The following is a 20,156-nucleotide window of genomic DNA, read 5'->3' on the forward strand; positions in this document are numbered from 1 at the left end:
TGGTCGTCATCCAGCGAGCAGCCGCCGTGTCCACTCGGCCAGCGCCGTGGTCGCCCGCCGCGACACCGTGGCGTCGGGCACCATGCTCGTGAAGCCGTGGAAGGCACCCGGCCACACGTGCAACTCGGCGTCGACGCCCGCGGCCCAGAGCCCGCTGGCGTAGGCCACCGTCTCGTCGCGGAACACCTCGGCGCTGCCGCAGTCGATGTACGTCGGCGGCAGGTCGGCCAGGGCCGTCGCGCGTGCCGGGGCAGCGTACCCGGACACGTCGTCGGTGCCCCGGCGCTCGCCGAGGTAGGCGTCCCAGCCGAACCGGGTCATCTGCCGGTCGGCGACCCCGACACCGTCGATCTGCTGCGTCGACACGGTGCGGTCGCGGTCGTCGAGCATCGGTGAGACCAGGATCTGGCCGAGGAGGGCAGGACCGCCCCGGTCGCGCATCAGGAGCGTGGTCCCGGCCGCGAGACCGGCGCCGGCGCTCTGCCCGGCGATGACGATCCGGTCCGGGTCGATGCCGAGTTCGTCGGCGTGCTCGGCGACCCAGACCAGGCCGGCGGCGCAGTCCTCGACGGGGTAGGGGTCCGGGTGCTCCGGGGCGAGCCGGTAGTCGACGCTGACGAGGACGACGTCGTGGTCGAGCAGCCAGCCGTCGTAGGACTCCAGGTTGCCGAGGTGGTGGCCGAACATCATCCCGCCGCCGTGGATCGTGTAGACCCCGGTGGTCGGACCGGTGCGGCCGATGCGCTGGATGACCGCCAGCTCGATCGGGTCACCGAGGTACCCGGGCACGGTGGTGCTCCGGCGTTCGAGGCCGCGCTCGCGCAGTCGGTCGTCGAGCGTCTCGAGCGGGACGTCGAGCTGACGCATCCGGGGCAGCATCTCCGGCGTGACGCGGAACGGTCCGCGGGCGGCGAGCGCGTCGAGGAACGGCAGGAGCTCGGCGTCGAACGGGGGGCGGGCGATGACGTCAGACATCGGATTCCTCCTGGGTGGTGGTGGTGGTGGTGGTGGTGGAAGGGCTTGCGGGGGCGGTGCGGGCGCGGAGCACGCCGACGAGGACCAGGACGGCGGCGACGATGGTGACGACGACGCCCGCGATCGAGACGGCGCCGTCGAACGCGGCGGTGCGACCCGGTGTCCAGGGCGTCGTGCCGAGGCTGCCCGGCACGAGGGCGGCGAGGACCGTGCCGGTGGCGGCGATGCCGACCGCGGTCGCGATCTCGCTCGCGGTGTCGACGAGCGCCGCGCCGATGGACGTGCGGTCGGCGGGCAGCCCGTGCAGGACGTTGTTGCCTGCGACGGCGCCGACGACGCGCATGCCGGCGGCGACGAGCACGAGGGCGACCAGGACACCGGGGTAGCCGAGCCGTGCGGTCAGGGCGAACACGGCGAGACCGACGACGACCGCGGCGGCACTGAGTCGCGCGGCCCGGTCGAGCCCGACGCGTCGGACGAACGGGCCGACGAAGCGGCCGCTGGCCAGCAGGACGACCACCTGCGGCAGCGTCCCGACGGCGGCGAGCGCCGGAGGCCAGCCCCAGGCGATCTGCAGCTGCAGGGTGACGAGGTACGACAGTGCGGCCATCGCGAGCCCTGCGGCGGCCTTGTACGCGAGACCGCTCGCGACCAGCGGTCGGGCGATCAGGTGCAGGTCGAGCAGGGGGTGGCGTGCGGTGCGCTCCCGCACGACGAAGCCGACGGCCACCAGGACGGTCGCCGTTCCGGCCGCCCACCCGGTCCAGCCGGCAGCGCCGCTGACGACGAGCGTCGGGGTGACGAGGACGCCGACGATGCTCGCGGTCCCCAGCGCCGCCCCGACGAGGTCGATGGGGTCGCGGTGCAGGTCGTCCGGGCGATCGACGGCGATGCCGGCCCGGATGCCGACGAAGGCGACGAGGGCGATCGGCACGTTCGCGACGAGCAGCACCTGCCACGGCGCCACGGCCAGGACGAACCCGCCGATGGTGGGTCCGACGGCGAGGCCGACGAGCCCGGCGGTGGAGATCACCGTCAACGCGCGGACGCGCAGGTCCTGGCTGGTGAAGAGCCGGAACGCCAGCGCCATCGAGCCGGGGGTCGTCATCGCGGCGGCGATCCCCATGAGCGCCCGGACGACGATGAGCTGCTCCACCGAGGTGACGAACACGGTCGCCAGGCTCGCCACGGCCAGGAGCACCAGGCCGACGAGCATCGTGCGACGACGGCCGACCCGGTCGGCGACGGCACCGAAGAGCAGCATCAGGCCGCCGAAGGCCACCGAGTAGGCGCCGGACACCCACTGCAGCGCGGTCGTCGAGGCGGCGAGGTCGCGGGCGATGGTGGGGAGGGCGACGGTGAGGACCGAGTTGTCGAGCATCTCGAACAGGAACACCGCGGACAGGCCGGCGAGGGGCAGCCAGGCGTCGCGGAGACCAGCGGGTGGCGAGTCGGTCGTCGTCGACGACGAGGTTCGTGCTGATGAGGTTCGTACGTGCACGGGCGCACTCCTTCGATGAAGAAGTGGCGACTCCTGTGAGACGCGTACGCGGTTCCGACTGCCGGAGCAGAGCGGGTTTTTTCCCTCTGCGTCCGACTGTAGCCCATACGGTGTCGTCATGGCCTCTGCTCCCTCGACCGACGGACCGACCACGCCCGCGTTCGACCACGTCGTCATCGGCGCCGGGATCGTCGGCGCCGCCACCGCCCGGGCGTTGGCGGCCCGCGGCGAGCGCGTCCTGCTCCTCGAGCAGCACGACCGCGGACACGTGCACGGTTCTTCGCACGGGGGCAGCCGGATCTTCCGCATGGGGTACCCGGACGCGGACTACGTCGAGCTGACGCTGCGGGCCTGGGACGCGTGGGCGGCGCTCGAGTCCGCGTCCGGCCGGACCCTGCTCGAGCACACGGGTGCCGTGGACCACGGACGCGCCGAGGTCGTCGACGCGATCGCCGCCGCACTCGACACCGCGGGCATCGCCACGGAACGACTGACCGCGGCCGAGGCCGCCGCCCGCTGGCCCGGCATCGCCTTCGAGGGGCACGTCCTGGCGCACGCGACCGCCGGCCGGATCCGTGCCGCCGACGCCCTCGAGGCGCTGCTCGACCTCGCAGCCGCGGACGGTGCCGACCTCCGCTTCGGGGTGCGTGTGGTCGAAGTCCGGGACGACGGTGACACCGTGACGCTGACGCTCGGCGACGGCACCACGGTCCGCACGGGCAGTGTCGTCGCGGCCGTCGGTGCCTGGGCGCCCACGCTGGTGGGTGCGCTGCTCGCCGGGCGTGGGGCGAGCCTCCCGGCCATCCGCGTCACCCAGGAGCAGCCCGCGCACTTCCCCAGCCAGCTGCCGGACGAGGCGTGGCCGTCGTTCGTCCACCATCCGGCGGACGGCGGCGGTGTCTACGGGCTGCTCACGCCGGGCGAGGGCGTCAAGGTCGGCTTCCACGGCACCGGGCCCGTCGTCGACCCGGACGACCGCGACCGGACGCCCGACCCCGCCGAGGTGGCGCGACTGCAGGCGTACGTCGAACGGTTCGTGCCGGGCGTGGACGCGTCGCAGCCGACGCTGATCAGCTGCCTCTACGACAACTCCCCCGACGAGGACTTCGTGCTCGACCGCCGCGGACCGGTGACGGTCGCGACCGGGTCGTCCGGGCACGGGTTCAAGTTCGCGCCGCTCGTCGGGGAGATGCTGGCGGACCTCGCCACCGGCGGCGAACCGCACCCGCGCTTCGCACTCTGAGCCGACCGCCGACCGCGCCTCAGTCCTGCTCGGTGCTGGCGCGCTCGGGGTCGTCCTCCGCGTCCCGGCGCCGGTCCTGCACCAGCTCCTTCGTGCGGAGCAGCCGCAGCGCCGTCACGAGCACCAGGCCGCCCAGCACGTTGCACAGCAGTGTGTACCCGAACCACCCGAGCCACTGGCCGTAGGTGATCGGCGCACCGGCCTGGATCGCACCGAAGACGAGCAGCGAGTCGAGGATCGAGTGGAACAGCTGCAGGCCCGCGAGCAGGAACCCGCCCGCGACGGCGGCGACGAGCTTCGCCGGGTCCGAGTCGGTGCCCTGCTGCATCCGGGTCATCAGGGTGATGGTGCTGCCGCCGAGGACGGCCAGGACGATGCTCTGCAGACCGAACGGCGCGTCGATGAAGTGCGCGGCGGACTCGGTGAGGGTGGCGTGCCACTGCGGGAACGCGTGCACCACCAGCCACATGAAGACCCAGCCCCCGGCGAGGTTCGCGAGCAGGGTGCCACCCCAGAGCTTCACCAGCTGCAGGACCGTCCCCTCGCGGGCGACGACCGCGGCGACCGGCATGAGGAAGTTCTCGGTGAACAGCTCGCTGTGGGCCAGGTGCAGGGCGATGAAGCCGATGCCGAAGGCCAGGCCGGCGAGCAGGTGGCTGTCGGTCTCGGTGAGCACGGCGAGGTACGCCATCACTCCGAGGCTCACCTCGAGGCCGCCGAAGAACCCCGTGATGACGATGGCGCGGGTCGTGCGGTGCAGGCGTTCGGCGCCCTCCTCGATGGTGGCGTCGAAGGACTCGGCGAGTTCGTCCTCCACGGGGGCGTCGGTGGAGCCCAGTTCACGGCGGCGGTCGTCGGTCATCGTCCGGACGGTACTCAGCGCTCCCCGGGCTGCCCGGCCGGTGCGTCCGCGAAACGCAACGTGGGCGTCATCGCGCAGCGGTACTCCGTGGTGTGACGACGCCGGGGTTGCGTTTTGCGGGAGCGGTAGCGTGACGGGATGCGCGTCGTCATGGCACCGGACTCGTTCAAGGGCACCGCGTCGGCGGCCGACGTCGCCGAGGCCGTCGCCGACGGCTGGCGGAGTGAGCGGCCGGACGACGACCTCGTCCTCCTGCCGATGGCCGACGGCGGCGAGGGCACCCTCGACGCCGTGGCTCGAGCGGTACCCGGCAGCGAGCGGGTACCGGTCACGGTGACCGGGCCGGACGACCGGCCCGTCGAGACAGCCTGGCTCCGGCTGCCGGACGGCCGCGCCCTGGTCGAGCTCGCGGCCACGAGCGGGCTGACGCTCCTCGACGACCTCCGCCCCGACACCGCGCACACGACCGGGTTCGGGCAGGCGATCGCCGCGGCCCTCGACGCCGGGGCCACCGGGCTGCTCCTCGGCATCGGCGGCAGTGCCTCGACCGACGGCGGGGTCGGCGCACTGCAGGCGCTGGGGCTCGCGCTCGGGACGGCGGTACCGACCGGCGTCACCGGTGGCGAGGTGCTCGACCACGTGCCTCCCGTCGATGCGACCGCGCTCCGCCCGCTGCCGCCGCTCGGGGCCGTGGTGCTCAGCGACGTCACCTCGCCGCTCCTCGGCGAGCACGGGGCGGCCGCCGTGTTCGGGCCGCAGAAGGGCGTGACGCCCGACCGGACCGCCGTACACGAGGACCGGCTCCGGCGCTGGGCCGCGTGCTTCCCCGACGTCGACCCGACCGCTGCCGGAGCAGGTGCGGCCGGCGGGACCGGCTTCGGACTGCTCGCCTGGGGCGCCCGGATCGCCAGTGGTGCCGCGACGATCGCCGACGCGATCGGGCTGTCGGCCGCCGTCGCCGGCGCCGACCTGGTGGTCACCGGCGAGGGACGATTCGACGCCCAGAGCGCCGAGGGCAAGGCGCCGGCCGTGGTCCGGGCGCTCGCCGCCGGCCTCGGTACACCGGTGGCTGTGGTCGCCGGTGCGCTGGCCGCACCACTCGACGGGTTCACGCTGGCGGCCTCGCTCACCGTCATCGCGACGCAGATCACGGGTGAGCCCGACGACGCACTCCGTGACCCGCTGCGCTTCGCCCGGATCGCGGGGGCGCGGTTCGCGCGGGCGCAGGACGCCTGAGCGCCGGGGACGGACACCGACGGGAGGCGCGCCCCGCGTGAGCCGGACAGGTCCGGAACGTCTCCTGCCGCACCGCGGTACCCAGGTGCCATGCACCACCGACCGACCCGCACCCGAACGGCCCTGCTGGCGGTCGCACTCGTGGCCTCGCTCGCCGGGTGCAGCGCCGGTGGCAGCACCCGGACGGCGGCCGTCGACGCGGCGTCCGACTTCGCCGCGGCGATCGCGGACCATGGCGGCGCCGAGGCCTGCGCCCTCCTGGTGCCGGACGCCCGGCAGGCCGTGACCGACGAGACCCACCGGGACTGCGCTGACGGCGTGCTCGACCTCGACCTGCCGACCACCGTCCGGACCGCATCGACCGAGGTGTACGGCCGTGCGGCCTTCGTGCGCGGCGACGGCGACGCCCTGTTCCTCGCGCGCTCCGGGTCGACGTGGCTGGTCCGCGCTGCCGGGTGCACACCGGTTCCCGACGCCCCGTTCGACTGCGTCCTGGACGGGAGCTGACGTGCGGAAGCTCTTCACCGCGTACCTGGTGGTCATCGTCGTCGGGCTGGCGTCCTGCTTCGTCATCGCGGCGCTCGGGCGGTGAGCGGGGTGCACACCGAGCGCTCGGTCCGCCGGGCCGTCCGCCAGAACGCGCTCGGGCTGTTCTTCGGCGGGGTCTTCCTCGCGGCGCTCGTCGGGCAGTCGTTCGCCGGCTGGGCGGTGTTCGACGATACCCAGGCGGCCCAGGGCCTCGACCCGATCGGCTGGGTGGAGTACGTCACCTCGTCGAGCTTCGCCGCCGACGTCGCCGAGAACTGGCAGTCCGAGTACCTGCAGTTCCTGCTGTACATCTGGGCGACGGTGTGGTTCGTGCAACGCGGCTCGCCAGAGTCGAAGGAGCAGGACCAGACCGGGCTCGAGTCCGACGAGGACCAGGAGGTCGGCACGCACGCCGGTCCCCGCTCACCCCGCTGGGCCGCGGTCGGGGGCGTCCGGCAGGTGGTCTTCTCGCACTCGCTGCTGCTCGTGATGGGCGGCGTCTTCCTGGCGAGCTGGGCGGCACAGTCGGCCGCCGGGGTGGTGTCGTACGACGAGCAGCAGCTCCTGGACCTCGAGGCGCCGGTCACGTGGGCGCAGTACGTCGGCAGCGCGGACTTCTGGAACCGGACCCTGCAGAACTGGCAGTCGGAGTTCCTGGCCGTCGGGAGCATGGCGGTGCTCTCGGTGTTCCTCCGCGAGCGTGGGTCGCCCGAGTCGAAGCCGGTCGGGGCGCCGCACGACGACACCGGCGCCGAGGGCTGACCGCCACGACGACGGACGGGACGTCCGGCGCCGACCGGCACCGGACCTCCCGTCCGTCAGGCGTCCCCCTGGCTGCTCCTCACTACGACGGCAGACCGACCCGGTTCCGCCGACGGCGCACCACGGCGACCGCGCCGGTGATGGCTGCGCCGAGGGCGATCAACGCACCGGCGACGAGTCCCCAGCGCGCAGGGTCGACGTCGGAACCGGTCCAGGCCAGACCGTCCCAGTCGCCCGGCTCAGCCGGGGCTCGGCCGGCGTCGGCCGCGGGGCGGGCGAGGACCCGGAACGCGACGCTCACCGTGACGTCGGACGTGGCACCGAGGGCTTCCACCCGGTGGGCGCCGGGGTGCGCTGCGGACGGGACCGTGAAGGTGCCGTCGAGCACACCGTCGGCGTTCGCGGTCTCGGTGCCCAGGGCGACGGGGGCGCTGTGCAGGGTCAGGGCGACCCGCTCGTTCGGCGCGAACCCGCTGCCGGAGTAGCCGACGACGGTGCCCTCGGTTCCGGCCTCGGCGAGGAGCCGGAACTCCGGCGCCCACGATCCGTGTCCGCCACCACCGTTGCCGCCGCCGTGTCCGCCGCTGCCGTTGCCGTTGCCGCCGCCGTGTCCGCCGCCGTTGCCGCCGCCGTTCCCGCCGCCGCCCGGTCCGCCGCCGTTCCCGCCCCCGCTGCCGGGGACGACGACCTGGAAGGTCGCGCTGGCCGGGGTCTGCGACCGGTCACCCGTGGCCGAGACCACGTGGCTGCCCGGGCGCCCCGGAGCGGTCACGTCGAACCCGACCGCTCCGTCGCTCCCCGCGGTCGCCGTGACCCGGACCGTGGCCCCGTCGACGCCGACCGTGACCGACTCACCCGCGGCGAACCCGGCACCGGTGATGTGGACCGTCGCACGCGGTCGGACGCCGTCGCCCGCCGAGGTGGTGAGCGTCGGGGTCCAGACGGGAGCCGCCTCGATCGTCACCGGCGTGCGCACGGTCGCGCTCCCCGTGCCGTCGTCCACGGTCACGAGGGCCGTCCGCTCCCCAGCGTCCGCGTAGGTGTGGGTCCCGGTGACCGTCGCCGTGCCGTCGGCGACGCTGACGGTCGCGGGCTCGAGCGGTGAGCCGTCGCCCCAGTTCACGGTCGCGGTGGTCGTCCCCGTGCCGACGGTGCCGCCGGTCGCGGTCGCGAGGAGCCCGGAGACCTCCTCGCCGGCGGTGCCGGTGAGGGTGTCGCCCGCGGTCGCGTCGAGAGCCGTCGTGGGGATCCGGGTGCCGTTCGTCGCGATCGCGAAGACGTGGATCCTCCCGGCGTTCGACGGTGCACCCGTCTGGACCGGCAGGGTGATCGCGACCGCCTGCTTGCCGGCGGGCACCGTGGTGACCGGCGTCGCGAAGACACCCGCCGGGACGCGGTCGGTGCCGTTCACCCCGACGGTCCGGTGGTCACTCGTCGCGACGAGGGTGTCACCGAACCGGGGTGCGGCGAGCGAGGCGGTCCAGTCGCCGAACTCGATCGGCAGTTCGGCGGTGGTGCCGTCCGAGTACCGGATCGTGCCGACGGTCTGCTGCGCGCGCTCGTTCGCGGTGCCGATCACCGCGAGCTCCGTGATGTCGGTCCCGGTCGGGACGGGGATGGTCTGACCGTTCCCGGTCGCGTTGTCCGGCTGGCCGGGCTCCACGGCGGGCAGGTCGAAGGTCAGGTCGGTGCCGGGGACCTGGTTCGTCGCCCCCTGCGTGAACCCGTCGGCCGCGAGCGCCGAACGGGAGAACCCGCGGCCCCCGAAGTCGCAGTTCGCGGCCTGACCCGGGTCACCGAGGCAGACGTCGTCGTACGAACCCCGGAGGCTCGGTGCGGTCCGCGAGACCGTCACCGGGACGTCGGTGCTCGCCATCTCCGTGCCGGACCGCACGACGACGTGCACGGTGTGCTCGCCGGTGGTGTCGAAGACGTGCTCGCCGGGCACCTCCCACGCGCCGAGGGCCGACTTCGTCGGGGTCACCCGCTGCGGGTCCGAACCGTCCTGCCAGTCGACCGTCACCGCGTAGTCGCCGGCCGTGGTGCCGGGCCCGGTGATCGCGGCGAGGTCGCCGGAGAAGGTCTCGCCGACCTCCGCGGTCAATCCCGGTGTCGGTTCGACGGCGAAGGCGCTGGTCGTGGCGGTGCTGTCCGCCAGGAGTTCGAACTCGCCGATGGACGGCGCCGCCCCGGTGCTGGTCCCGGTGACCGACAGGCGGTACCAGGTCAGTGCGGCGGGGTGGGCGATCGTCTCCGGACGGGTCTGGAGCGGTGCGTCGAAGTCGTCCTTCGCGACGGTCGACAGCGGCACCCAGGTGGTGCCGTCGCTCGAGCCCTCGAGCTTCCACGACGTCGGCTGGGCACCGGTGGCCGCGGTGGTGAGCGTGTACTGGTCGACGGTGACGGGGCCCTGCGCCGACTTCCAGGTGATCGCCGCGGTGGCGCTCCGGAAGGTCGTCGCGGTCAGGGACTCGTCGTCGGTCAGTGCTCCGAGTGCGGTGTCGTCATCGCTCGTCGTGGCGCCGAACCCGGAGGTCGTGGCGTCGACGAGCGGCTTCGGTGCGACGGCCGGGGCGTCTGGCCCCTCAGCACCCTGGGTCTTGCCGGCGCCCCAGTTCGACGCGGTCGACCCCATGCGGAAGTCGAGCGTGCCGCCCTTCGCGACGTCGGCCTGCGAGATGACCGCTCGGTCGAGGGCCTTCCCGTTGAACGAGGCCGACTGCACGTACACGTTGCTCGCGCTGTTGCCCGCCGCGTTCACGCGCAGGTCGCCTCCGGGCAGGTGCACGGTGGCCTGCGAGAACAGCGGCGAACCGATCGTGTACTGCCCGGAGCCCTGCGCCAACGGGTAGAGGCCGAGCGCGGAGAACACGAACCACGACGACATCTCGCCGTTGTCCTCGTCACCGGTGTAGCCCTGCCCGATGTCGCTGCCGACGAACAGACGTCGCATGCTCTCGCGGACGATCTTCTGCGTGAGCGAGGGGTCGCCGGCAGCGGCGGCGATGTACGGGATGTGGTGGGAGACCTGGTTGCTCATGCCGAGCTGACCCATGCGGACCGAGCGGGCCTCGAGCATCTCGTGGATCTGCCCGCCGTAGGAGCCCACGTTCTCGGCGGTCTCCGGGGTGTCGTAGAACTGCTCGAGCTTCGCGATGAGCTGGTCGTCACCGCCGTACAGCCCGGCGAGGCCCTGCACGTCGAACGGGGCGTGGAACGCGAAGTTCCAGCCGTCGGTCTCGGTGAAGGCGCCGCCCCACTCGGCGGGGTCGAAGTCGTCGGCCGGGACCTGGAACGACCCGTCGGCGTCGCGGCCCTGGAAGAACCCGGCATCCTGGTCGAACAGGTTGACGTAGTCCTTCGCCCGGTCGTCCAGGTAGGCGGCGTCGGCCGTCAACTCGGCGACACGGTCTGCCGGGGTCGCCGGGTCCTTCGCAAGCGCCTCGGCCATCTTCGCCAGACCGTGGTCGTTGATGGTGCCCTCGAGGCCCCACGAGACGCTCTCGCCCAGCGAGTCGGGGACGTAGCCGAGGAAGGCGGACTGGTCGAGTGCCTTCCGACCGGCACCGGAGACGTCGGTGGAGACGGTCGTGGCGTTCTTGAAGCCGGCGTCGAACGCCTCGAGCGCGGTCGTCGTGTCCACGGCCCCGTCGAGGTACGCGGTCGCGAAGGCGACGTCGGAGCTCGTGCCGGTCATCAGGTCGGCGTATCCCGGCGAGGACCAGCGCGGTGTCCATCCCCCGTCCCGGTACTGCTGCACGAACCCGTCGACGAGTTCCTGGGCGACGTCGGGGTAGAGCATCGAGTACAGCGGCCACACCGTGCGGTAGGTGTCCCAGAACCCGTTGTTGACGTACACCTTGCCGGCCTTCACGACGGCGTTCGTCGTGGTGGCGGTCGCCGCGCCCTTCGGAGCGACGTTCGGGCTGGCGTGCTCCCAGACCGGTGCGCCGGCGGTGCCGGTGTTCTCGTGCTGCGAGTTCGGGTAGAGGTTCATCCGGTAGAGCGAGCCGTACAGGGCCTGCAGCTGGGTGTCGCTCGCCGCGGACTCCGGGACGGTGACCACGCCGAGGCGGTCGTTCCACGCGGATGCGGCGGCCTGCTGGACCCGGGCGAACGACTTGCCGGCCAGCTCGAGGTCGGCGTTGTGCCGTGCCTGGTCGAGCGAGATGAACGAGGTGGCGAGGCGGAGCTCGACCACGTGGTCCCCGGTGAGGCCGGAGAACGACGCGTACCGGGCGCTCGAGCGGTCGCCCGCCGCGGTGCCGGTGCCCGACGGGTCCTGGTCGAACGTGCCGGCGAAGAACATCCGGGTGGCGCCGACAGACAGGCCGGAGCCGCCCTGCGTCCAGCCGCTGACCGTCCCGTTCGGGTCCATCGTCACCGAGGTCTGCTCGTCCGAGCCGACGTTGTCGAACACGACGCTGCCGCTCGACGCGGGGAAGGCGAAGCGGAGGACGGCGCCGTGGTCGGACGGCGTCACCTCGGCCACGACACCCGACTTCGTCCGCACCGAGTACAGGTCCGGTCGGGCGACCTCGTCGTTGTGGTCGAACGCCAGCGCTCGGGCTCCGAGCGAGGCGTCGGGGGTCGTGCCCGAGGTCGACGGCATGATCGCGAGCTGGTCGCGGTCACCCATCCACGGGCTCGGCTCATGGGAGATGCCGATGCCCTGCAGGCGCGGCAGGTTCGCCGAGTCGTTGTCGGACTGCCACGAGTACTCCCACGACTGGCTCGACGCGTTCGTCATCGGGGTCCAGAAGTTGAAGCCGTTCGGGACCGCCGCGGCGGGGACGTTGTTGCCCCGCGAGAAGCCGCCGGACGAGTTCGTCCCGCGACGGGTGTCGACGTAGTCCGTCAGGCTCGAGCCGTCGATGCGCTCGGCCGCCGGGTCGATGCGGATGTCGTCGACCCAGCCCTGGAACGTCGTGGAGGCGCTGGTGCCCGCGGCGTCGTCGTCGTACGTGAACAGCACCTTGTCGACCGTCTTGCCGGCGAGGGCACCGAGCGGGATCCGGATCGAGTTCCACTGGTCGACGAAGAAGACCTTGCCGTGGCCGAGTGCCTCCGCCGAGACTCGGTTGCCGTTCTCGTCGGTGACCTGCGGGGACGCGGAGACGAGCGAGCCGTCGGAGAGCTGCAGGTCGACCGCGGCGTAGGTCGCCGGGTAGGTCGTGTCACCACCGAGCTCCGGGAAGAGCTTGTAGCTGAGCTCGCTGTCCGTCGTGATCGGCAGCGAGACGTCGTCGTAGAGGACGTTCGTCGCACTCGCCGCACCGGCCGCGACGTGGGCACCGGAGTAGCGGAGCGCCTTGGTGCCGCTGAAGCCGACGGTGGAGCGGGTGTTCAGCCCGGAGACGGGGCCGTTGCCGACCTGGGTCACCATCGGGCTGGGCGGCGGCGGGGTGGTGGACCCGTCGGAGATGCTCCAGTCGGCGAGCTGGGTGATCCCGTCGCCGCTGTTCCGGGTGATGCGGAGGCGGTACTGCGCGTACGAGCCGGGCGTCGCCGCGGTGTACTGGTTCGTCTTCCCGCGACCGCTGAAGGACTGTGCGGACTGCGTGTCCACGGTGGTCCACGTGCTGCCGTCGGTCGAGCCCTCGAGGGTCCACGCCTGCGGGTCGCGACCGGGTGCGTCGTTCGCACTCGTGAGCGAGTACTGCCGGAGCGTCTCGGCCTGGTCGAGCCGGTACGTGATGACGCCCGTGTCCTGGAACGCGAGCCACTTCGACCCGGGGTTCCCGTCGGCCAGGCTGGCGGCGACCTCGTTCGGCGGGTTCTCGGCGTCGGCCGTGACGGCCGTCACGTGGCCGAGGAGGCTGCCGACCGGGAGCGTCGACCCGGTGACGGTCGTCGACGGGGTCAGCGGCGTGTTCTGGAGGGGCTGCGCGTCACCGCCCTCGAACGAGGTGGTGAAGGGGCCGGCGGCCGCGTGCGCGGGCACCGCCCCGAGGAGCGCGCCGGACGAGACGATCGCCGCCCCGACGACCACGGCCGTGACCCGGGTCCCGAACCCGCCCACTGCTCCGCGGATCTCCTGCATGGTCCGGCCGCGCCGGGAACCGAATGACGACATCGTCACCTTTCGTGGTTGGAGAGAAGGTGACGCCGCGTCGACCATGACAGCGTTGTCACACCGGGAGTTTCTATCCGTTCCATGGGAGTCGTGTCAAGGACTGCTCAGGAAAGCGCACGACCGTACGATGACCGGGTGCACTCCGAGCGACCGACGCTGCGTGCCGTGGCCGAGCGGTCCGGCGTCAGCATGAAGACGGTCTCGCGGGTGGTGAACGGCGAGCGGTACGTCGCCGCCGACACCGCCGCGCGGGTCCTCAGCGTCGCCGCGGAGCTCGGCTTCCGCCCGAACACGCTCGCCCGCGAGTTCCGTGCCGGCGGCAGTTCGGCGACCGTCGGACTCGTCACCGGCGACGTCGCCAACCCCTTCTACGCACGCATCGCCCGCGGGGCCGAACACGCCCTCCGCGACCCCGGGCTCAGCCTGCTCTCCGCGTCGAACGACGAGGACGCCGCCCGGGAACGGACCCTGGTGGCGCACCTCGTGGAACGTCGGGTGAGCGGACTGCTCGTCGTGTCCGCGGACGACGACCACACCCTGCTCGCCCGCGAACGCACGCTCGGGACACCGGTGGTCTTCCTCGACCGTGCCCCCGCGGACGTCGCCGCCGACTCGGTCGTCCTCGACAACGCCGGTGGTGTGCGGGTCGCCGTCGAACACCTGCTGGAGCGCGGACACCGTCGCATCGGTCTCATCGGCGACCTCAGCCGGCTGTCGACGCACCGCGAGCGGGTCGACGCGTTCGGGACGGCGATGCGAGCGGCCGGGATCCCCGACTGGGAGCGCTGGGTGCGGAGCGACTCGCACGACCTCGACGAGGCGTCCCGGGCCGCACGCGACCTCGTCGACGGTCCGGACGCACCGACCGCGATCGTGACCACGAACAACCGCATCACGACCGGAGCGCTCCGCGCGTTCGTGGACCGGCCGGAGCGCCCGGCCCTGGTGGGCTTCGACGACTTCGACCTGGCCGACGTGCTCGGCGTCACGGTGATCGCCCACGACCCGGACGCGATGGGCAGCGTCGGCGCACGCGAACTGCTCGCCCGGATCGCGGGTGACGACGGGCCACCACGCCACCACGTGTTGCCCGTGCGGCTGGTCGTCCGGGCCTCGAGCAGCACGTCGCGCTGACCCCGCAGGTCCGCACGGAGCAGCACGTCGGACCGGCCGCGGCAACCCGAAGGGTGTTCCAGCCGTACCTCTCACGTGTCGCGCAACGGGAGCAGGATCGATCGTGGGCCGCACCCGGCCCGACATCCCCACCCCACGAGGAGACCCTTGCGCACCGTCAACGCGTACGCGGCACCGTCCGCGACCGAACCGCTCGTCAAGACCACCATCGAGCGCCGCGACCTCCTGCCGGGCGACGTCATGATCGACATCGCCTACGCCGGCATCTGCCACTCCGACATCCACACCGTTCGCGGCGAGTGGGGCCCCATCCAGTACCCGCAGGTCGTCGGCCACGAGATCGTCGGCCACGTCACCGAGGTCGGCTCCGACGTCACGAAGTACGCCGTCGGCGACCTGGTCGGCGTCGGCTGCATGGTGAACTCCTGCGGTGAGTGCGAGCAGTGCCTCGCCGGCCAGGAGCAGTACTGCCTGCGGGGCAACATCGGCACCTACGCCAGCGTCGACCCCGCCGACGGCACCATCACGCAGGGCGGCTACTCCCAGGCCGTCGTCGTGGACCAGGACTTCGTCCTCCGCGTCCCCGAGTCGCTCGACCTCGAGAAGGTCGCCCCGCTGCTCTGCGCCGGCATCACGCTGTACTCGCCGCTGCACCACTGGAAGGCCGGCCCCGGCATGCAGGTCGCGATCGTCGGCCTCGGCGGTCTCGGACACATGGGCGTCAAGATCGCCGCCGCACTCGGCGCCGAGGTCACCGTCCTGTCGCAGACCACCTCGAAGCAGGCGGACTCGCTGAAGTTCGGCGCGAAGGCCCACTACGCGACGAAGGACCCGGAGACGTTCGAGGAGCTCAAGGGCTCGTTCGACCTCATCATCAACACCGTCTCGGCGACGATCGACATGGGCGCGCACCTCAGCCTGCTCAAGGTCGACGGCACGATGGTCAACGTCGGCGCCCCGTCCGAGCCGCTCCAGGTCCCCGCGTTCGCGCTCCTGCCGGGCCGTCGGAGCTGGGCGGGTTCGTCCATCGGCGGCATCAAGGAGACCCAGGAGATGCTCGACTTCTGCGCCGAGCACGGCATCCTGCCGGAGACCGAGCTCATCAGCGCCGACCAGGTGAACGAGGCCTACGAGCGCGTCCTCGCCTCGGACGTCCGCTACCGCTTCGTCATCGACGCCGCGACGCTGGCCTGACGACCGGCACGGTCGTCGTCCCGCACGTCGACGGCCGGTCCACACCGCGAACGGGAGGCCCGTCACCAGCTGGTGACGGGCCTCCCGTCCGTCCACCGGTCGCGTCCACCGCCTGTCCCCCGTTCCGCGGTCGAACCTTGGGGAGACCTCCGTGTGACGGCGGTGAAGGTCCGCGGAACGCCGTCCCGCGGCGGCACCGCGCCGGGCGGCTCGCGCCCGACCGGGAGCAGCGGGATGGTGGAGTCATGACGAACCCGGAGAACTCGGCACCGAACGGCGCCATCGTCGCCGTGTCGGGCACCGACACCGGCGGCGCGGTCCAGGACCTCGCCGGCATGTACGCCGGACGGACCTGGTACTCCTCGCCCGTCGACCACGACTACTGGTACAAGTACGTCGGCGTCGGCGACGACCGCATGAGCATCCGCCGGTCCCAGATGCACGGCTATCTCCGCGGCGACGTCGCCGTCGAGGGCGAGGTCGTCGTCCAGTGGATCGACGCCGGCCGCGCACGCGTGGACGTCGGTCGTGACGAGGTGCGCATGGAGCCCGGCGTCCCGACCCTGTTCCCCATCGAGCGACGGTTCGAGATGGAGTACGAGAACTGGGACCAGCGGCTCGTGCACCTGGACCGCGACCTGGTCCTCGACGTCGCCCGTGAGCAGTACATCGTCGACGGCACGCTCGCCTTCGACCGGTCGACACCGCCGAGCACGACAGCGGTGCACGACTGGCGCGGGTCCGTCGCCGGTGCCGTCCGCGCCCTCCGGACCGAGGGCCAGCAGTCGCTCGCCTGGCACGAGGCGCAGCGCGACGTCGTCCGCTCCCTGTTCGGGCTCTACCGGCTGCAGGCCGAGGTGCAGCCCGAGGGCTACGGCGAGCGCCGCAACACGCGCGTGCGGAAGGCCGTCGAGTTCCTGCACGAGCACGCCGGCGAACCGTTGACCGTGTCGGACATCGCCCAGGCCGCGGACCTCAGCGTCCGTGCCCTGCAGGAGTCGTTCCAGCGGACCCTCGACCGCACGCCGATGAACTACCTCCGCGAGGTCCGACTGCGCCAGGTGCACGCCGACCTGGTCGCTGCGGAGCCGGGGACCGCGTCGGTGGCGGAGATCGCCTCGCGCTGGGGCTTCTCGCACATGGGCCGGTTCTCCGGCGAGTACCTGCGGCGCTTCGGGGAGTACCCGCGGCGGACGCTGCGGCAGTAGCGACCGCCCGTCCCGGGTGCGGCGGTCCAGCTGAGCCGCACCGCGTCAGCCGACCTCGTCAGCCGACCTCGTCACCGGTCGGCAGGGCGGCGCACCAGTCGATCGCCGTCCCCGCCAGGGACGCCTCGAGCGCGCCCGACGCCGTGTCCACGACGCTGACGAGCGCGCCGTCGGCCGACCGTGTCGCGAGTGCCACGAACTGCCCGTTCGGCGACGGGCAGACCGCGGTGACGCTCGCGTCGTCGGGGATGGTCACGGCGAGCCGGGAGGCACGGGCCCCGTCCACCCGCACGATGCGGGCAGCCAGGGTGCCGTCCGCACGGGTCGACCCGACGAGCCGCAGGTACCGCCCCTCGGCCAGCGGCGCGATCCGTCCGAGGTAGGGCTGGTCGGTGCTCGCGGCCGGGGCGGGGAGCGCGGTCCGACGTCCGTCCGTCAGGTCGAGCTGCACGATCCCGGTGCCGGTCTCGACGACCGCGGTCGTGCCGGAGCCGACGAAGCCGTGCAGGTAGGTGGCGGACCCCAGCCGGACGGCCTCGCTCCGGCCGCCCATGTCGACGAGCACCAGGTCGTCGGTGCCGGTCCGGACGAGGGCGCTCTCGGTGCGCGGCACGTAGGCCCACTGCGCGACCGACAGCGGTGTCGCGCCGATCGACGGCGTGCCGTCCGGTCCGACCGGCTCCGGCTGGTGCGTCCCCGTCAGGTCGACGTCGTACAGGCCGACGTCCTCGGATCGACCGGAGGACGTGTCGGCGTAGACGAACCCGAACGAGGCACCGTCGTCGGCTGCGTGCAGGGCCTTCGCGGTGCCGACGGGGCTCGGCATCGACAGCCGTTCGACGGGGACCGCGGGGTCCTGCACCCCGTCGGCGAGCGGCACGACGTCGATCGCGGAGTGGCCGGACGAGTCGTTCCGGAGGACGACCAGGGACCGGGCGAGGACCGCGTACTCGACGATGCCGGACGCGCGGTACACGGTGCGGGTGCCGGCGGCGCCGAGGTCGCGACGGACGATGCGGTCTGGCCCCCCGTTGCTGCCCGGCAGCACGGCGAGGACGTCGGTGCTGCCGGTGCGGATCGTGGTGCGGAGCTCCGACGCCGCCGCCTGCCCCGGGGCACGGACACCCCGGACGGTCAGCGTGTAGTCGCGGTCGTAGCCGAGCGGGCCAGCGAACTCGACGGCGACGGTGTTGCCGCTCGAGGTGACCGAGAACGGCGCGGCCGGGCTGACCCGCACCGCCGAGGCCGGGACGCGCTGCACGGCCTGGTTCGCGGTGAGGATCACGCGCTGCGCCGGCCGGGTGACCAGGTCGCTCGCGTCGTACGACACCGAGCGCAGGCGTGGTCCCTGCTGCGACCCGACCACGGCGGCGAGCGCGGCGACGACCGCCAGGACGACCACGACGGCGAGGAACCGGCGGCGGAAGCGGTGGGTGACCGGACGCCGCGGACGGACGGCGTCGCTGCCGGTGTCAGTACTCATACGGGTCCGAGGGCTGGCTGACGCGGGTGACGGTCGCGGCGCGGATGACGAGCCGGGCGTCCGAGGCGGTGTCCGGGTTCGCGGCGAGGGCACCCTCGACCCGGACCCACTGGTCCTCCGGCGGCGGGGTGCCGTCGGTCGTGACCCCGATGCCGACCGGCTGGGCGTCCACCGCACAGCAGCTGACGACGAAGCGGGTCAGGGTGAACGTGTCGTCGGGACCGGGCACGACGAACCCGGTGAGGGTCAGCTTCCGACCGACGAGCGCCGTGGTGTCGGTGCTCTGCCGGATGAGCGCTGCCCAGTCCTTCACGCCGTAGCCCGACGTGTCGACCGACTCGCTGCCGAGGAGCGACACCGGCGCCCCGGCACCGGTCGCGTCGGACAGTGACGCGGACCCGACGCTCCGCTGCTGGGCGGTCCGGGCGGACAGGGTCGTCGGGGGCAGGACGAGCATCGCGACGACGGTGCCGATCGTGACGAGCGCCGCGACCGAGCCGAGGACGACGTGCACGAGGCGACCGCCGCCTCCCGGCCGGGGTTCCGGGTCGCCGTCGTGGGCGTGACCGCCGTGGCGGGCGACCACGACGAGTCCGGCGACCGATGCGGGGACCGCGACGGCGGCGAGCACCAGCGTGAAGACGGCGTAGCGGGGGTTGATGTAGAGGTCGAGGTGGTCGGCGAGCCCGAGCCAGAGCGTGCCGAGGGCGACGGCCAGGACGGAACCGAGGCCGAGCAGGGCCCGACGCGCGGCGGTGCGGTCCGCGCGGCTGGGAGCGTGCTCGTGCTCGTGCTCGTGCGGGTTCTGCTCAGACGAGGACATTCAGCACCAACCCGACGGTCGCGGCGAACAGGACACAGACGACGGCGAGCAGCACCAGGAAGCGGGCGCGGAACGTCGTCCGGAGCAGGGCGATCATCTTCACGTCGATGATCGGCCCGATGATGAGGAACGCGGTGATCGACCCGGGCAGGAACGTCGACGCGAAGGACAGCGCGAAGAAGGCGTCGACGTTCGAGCAGAGCGACACCGTCATCGCCAGGAGCATCATCGCGAGCACCGACAGCACCGGGTTCGACCCGACTGCGACGAGGGCGCTCCGCGGCACCGCCACCTGGATCGCGGCGGCCAGCCCGGCGCCGACGAACAGGGCCGGCATCATCGTCGCGGTCTCGCCGCCGAAGTGCGACGCGCTCTCCCGCCACTTGTCGCGCACCGGGGGCGCACCGAACGCGGCGCGGCAGCGGGCCTCGAACGCGGGCAGGAGCAGGTCCGCCGGACGCCGGTGTGCGGCGACGATCCACCCGACCAGGTTCGCCACGACGAAGCCGCCGACGATCCGCGCGGGCAGGATCCAGCCGGACCAGCCGAAGGCCTGGGCGGTGCTGATGATGACGAGCGGGTTGAGGATCGGGGCGGCGACGAGGAACGTGACGGCCTCGGCCGGGGTGAACCCGCGGAGCATGAGGCCGCGGGCGAGCGGGACGTTGCCGCACTCGCAGACCGGGAACAGCATGCCGATGAGCGAGATGACCGCACGCCGGGGCATCGGCCGCTCCGGCAGGATCCGTTCGAGGACCCCGTGCGGCACCCAGACCTCGACGACGATCGACAGCACGATGCCCAGGACCACGAACGGCAGCGACTCGACGACGACGCTGATCGCGAGCGTCAGGAAGTCCTGCACCACGTCGGGCAGGCCCGCGGACCCCACGGCCGGCGAGAGCACGCGGACGGCGAGGAGCGCCACGACGGCGGCGAGCACCAGACCGGGGCCGGTCAGGCTGCGCGGGCGCGTCGTGACGGGGCGGGCGGGGGTGCTCGTCACCGGGACAGGATAGGGGCCGCCCGCGTCGCCGGCCTGGAGGCTCGTGCCGGGTCCGGCGGACCGCCGCCGGCCGACGGGGCGAGCGGCTCCGGTTCGGCACCGGGCGGCGAGTCCGTCGGTCGGCG

The 20,156-nt window shown here is 72.9% G+C and carries 14 protein-coding genes; 7 read left to right on the plus strand and 7 right to left on the minus strand.

Translation table 11 applies throughout. The annotated features are described in order from the left end of the window. Positions 1–6: 6 nt before the first annotated feature. Entirely contained in the window at positions 7–975 is a 969-nt protein-coding gene (locus tag E9228_RS08135; protein ID WP_166780042.1) for an alpha/beta hydrolase, read from the minus strand. Beyond that, complete coding sequence (locus E9228_RS08140; RefSeq protein ID WP_341849841.1) at positions 968–2,476, minus strand: MFS transporter; 1,509 nt, start codon at positions 2,474–2,476, stop codon at positions 968–970. The genes E9228_RS08135 and E9228_RS08140 overlap by 8 nt, the downstream gene beginning before the upstream one ends. A 118-nt stretch (positions 2,477–2,594) precedes the next feature. Here E9228_RS08140 and E9228_RS08145 point away from each other — a divergent pair, with 118 nt between their 5' ends. Further along, complete coding sequence (locus tag E9228_RS08145; protein ID WP_166780044.1) at positions 2,595–3,719, plus strand: FAD-dependent oxidoreductase; 1,125 nt, start codon at positions 2,595–2,597, stop codon at positions 3,717–3,719. A gap of 19 nt (positions 3,720–3,738) precedes the next feature. On the opposite strand, the gene E9228_RS08150 is transcribed toward E9228_RS08145, so the two are convergent. Further along, positions 3,739–4,581 (minus strand): formate/nitrite transporter family protein, encoded by an 843-nt coding sequence (locus E9228_RS08150; protein ID WP_166780045.1) that lies wholly within the window; start codon positions 4,579–4,581, stop codon positions 3,739–3,741. A 138-nt stretch (positions 4,582–4,719) separates the two neighbouring features. Between E9228_RS08150 and E9228_RS08155 the strand changes: the two genes are divergently transcribed. The 3 genes from E9228_RS08155 (at position 4,720) to E9228_RS08165 (ending at position 7,107) form a co-directional block, all read left to right on the plus strand. Beyond that, positions 4,720–5,817, plus strand: coding sequence for a glycerate kinase (locus E9228_RS08155; protein WP_166780046.1), 1,098 nt, complete (start codon positions 4,720–4,722; stop codon positions 5,815–5,817). 90 nt (positions 5,818–5,907) lie between these two features. Further along, on the plus strand, positions 5,908–6,324 hold the full coding sequence (locus tag E9228_RS08160; RefSeq protein ID WP_166780047.1) for a hypothetical protein: 417 nt from the start codon (positions 5,908–5,910) through the stop codon (positions 6,322–6,324). A 90-nt stretch (positions 6,325–6,414) separates the two neighbouring features. Next, positions 6,415–7,107, plus strand: coding sequence for a DUF6766 family protein (locus tag E9228_RS08165; protein ID WP_166780048.1), 693 nt, complete (start codon positions 6,415–6,417; stop codon positions 7,105–7,107). A gap of 82 nt (positions 7,108–7,189) precedes the next feature. Here the strand turns inward: E9228_RS08165 and E9228_RS08170 are convergent, their stop codons facing one another. Then, positions 7,190–13,183: a GH92 family glycosyl hydrolase gene (locus E9228_RS08170; RefSeq protein ID WP_252727964.1), complete on the minus strand. Its 5,994-nt coding sequence runs from the start codon at positions 13,181–13,183 to the stop codon at positions 7,190–7,192. A 135-nt stretch (positions 13,184–13,318) separates the two neighbouring features. On the opposite strand from E9228_RS08170, the gene E9228_RS08175 reads away from it, so the two are divergent. The 3 genes from E9228_RS08175 (at position 13,319) to E9228_RS08185 (ending at position 16,719) form a co-directional block, all read left to right on the plus strand. Then, a complete protein-coding gene (locus E9228_RS08175) occupies positions 13,319–14,317 on the plus strand; it encodes a substrate-binding domain-containing protein (RefSeq protein WP_208385627.1) in 999 nt (332 codons plus the stop codon). A gap of 147 nt (positions 14,318–14,464) precedes the next feature. After that, positions 14,465–15,511 (plus strand): NAD(P)-dependent alcohol dehydrogenase, encoded by a 1,047-nt coding sequence (locus E9228_RS08180; protein ID WP_166780050.1) that lies wholly within the window; start codon positions 14,465–14,467, stop codon positions 15,509–15,511. A gap of 245 nt (positions 15,512–15,756) precedes the next feature. Further along, complete coding sequence (locus E9228_RS08185) at positions 15,757–16,719, plus strand: helix-turn-helix transcriptional regulator (protein WP_166780051.1); 963 nt, start codon at positions 15,757–15,759, stop codon at positions 16,717–16,719. Positions 16,720–16,777: 58 nt separating this feature from the next. Here the strand turns inward: E9228_RS08185 and E9228_RS08190 are convergent, their stop codons facing one another. The 3 genes from E9228_RS08190 to E9228_RS08200 are packed head-to-tail and all read right to left on the minus strand — an operon-like array spanning position 16,778 to position 20,031. Then, positions 16,778–18,202 (minus strand): hypothetical protein, encoded by a 1,425-nt coding sequence (locus tag E9228_RS08190; RefSeq protein WP_166780052.1) that lies wholly within the window; start codon positions 18,200–18,202, stop codon positions 16,778–16,780. Next, complete coding sequence (locus tag E9228_RS08195) at positions 18,192–19,025, minus strand: TIGR03943 family putative permease subunit (protein ID WP_166780053.1); 834 nt, start codon at positions 19,023–19,025, stop codon at positions 18,192–18,194. The genes E9228_RS08190 and E9228_RS08195 overlap by 11 nt, the downstream gene beginning before the upstream one ends. Beyond that, entirely contained in the window at positions 19,012–20,031 is a 1,020-nt protein-coding gene (locus tag E9228_RS08200; protein ID WP_341849843.1) for a permease, read from the minus strand. The genes E9228_RS08195 and E9228_RS08200 overlap by 14 nt, the downstream gene beginning before the upstream one ends. Positions 20,032–20,156: the final 125 nt, after the last annotated feature.

Source organism: Curtobacterium salicis (genome assembly GCF_011759505.1).
GTDB lineage: Bacteria > Actinomycetota > Actinomycetes > Actinomycetales > Microbacteriaceae > Curtobacterium > Curtobacterium salicis.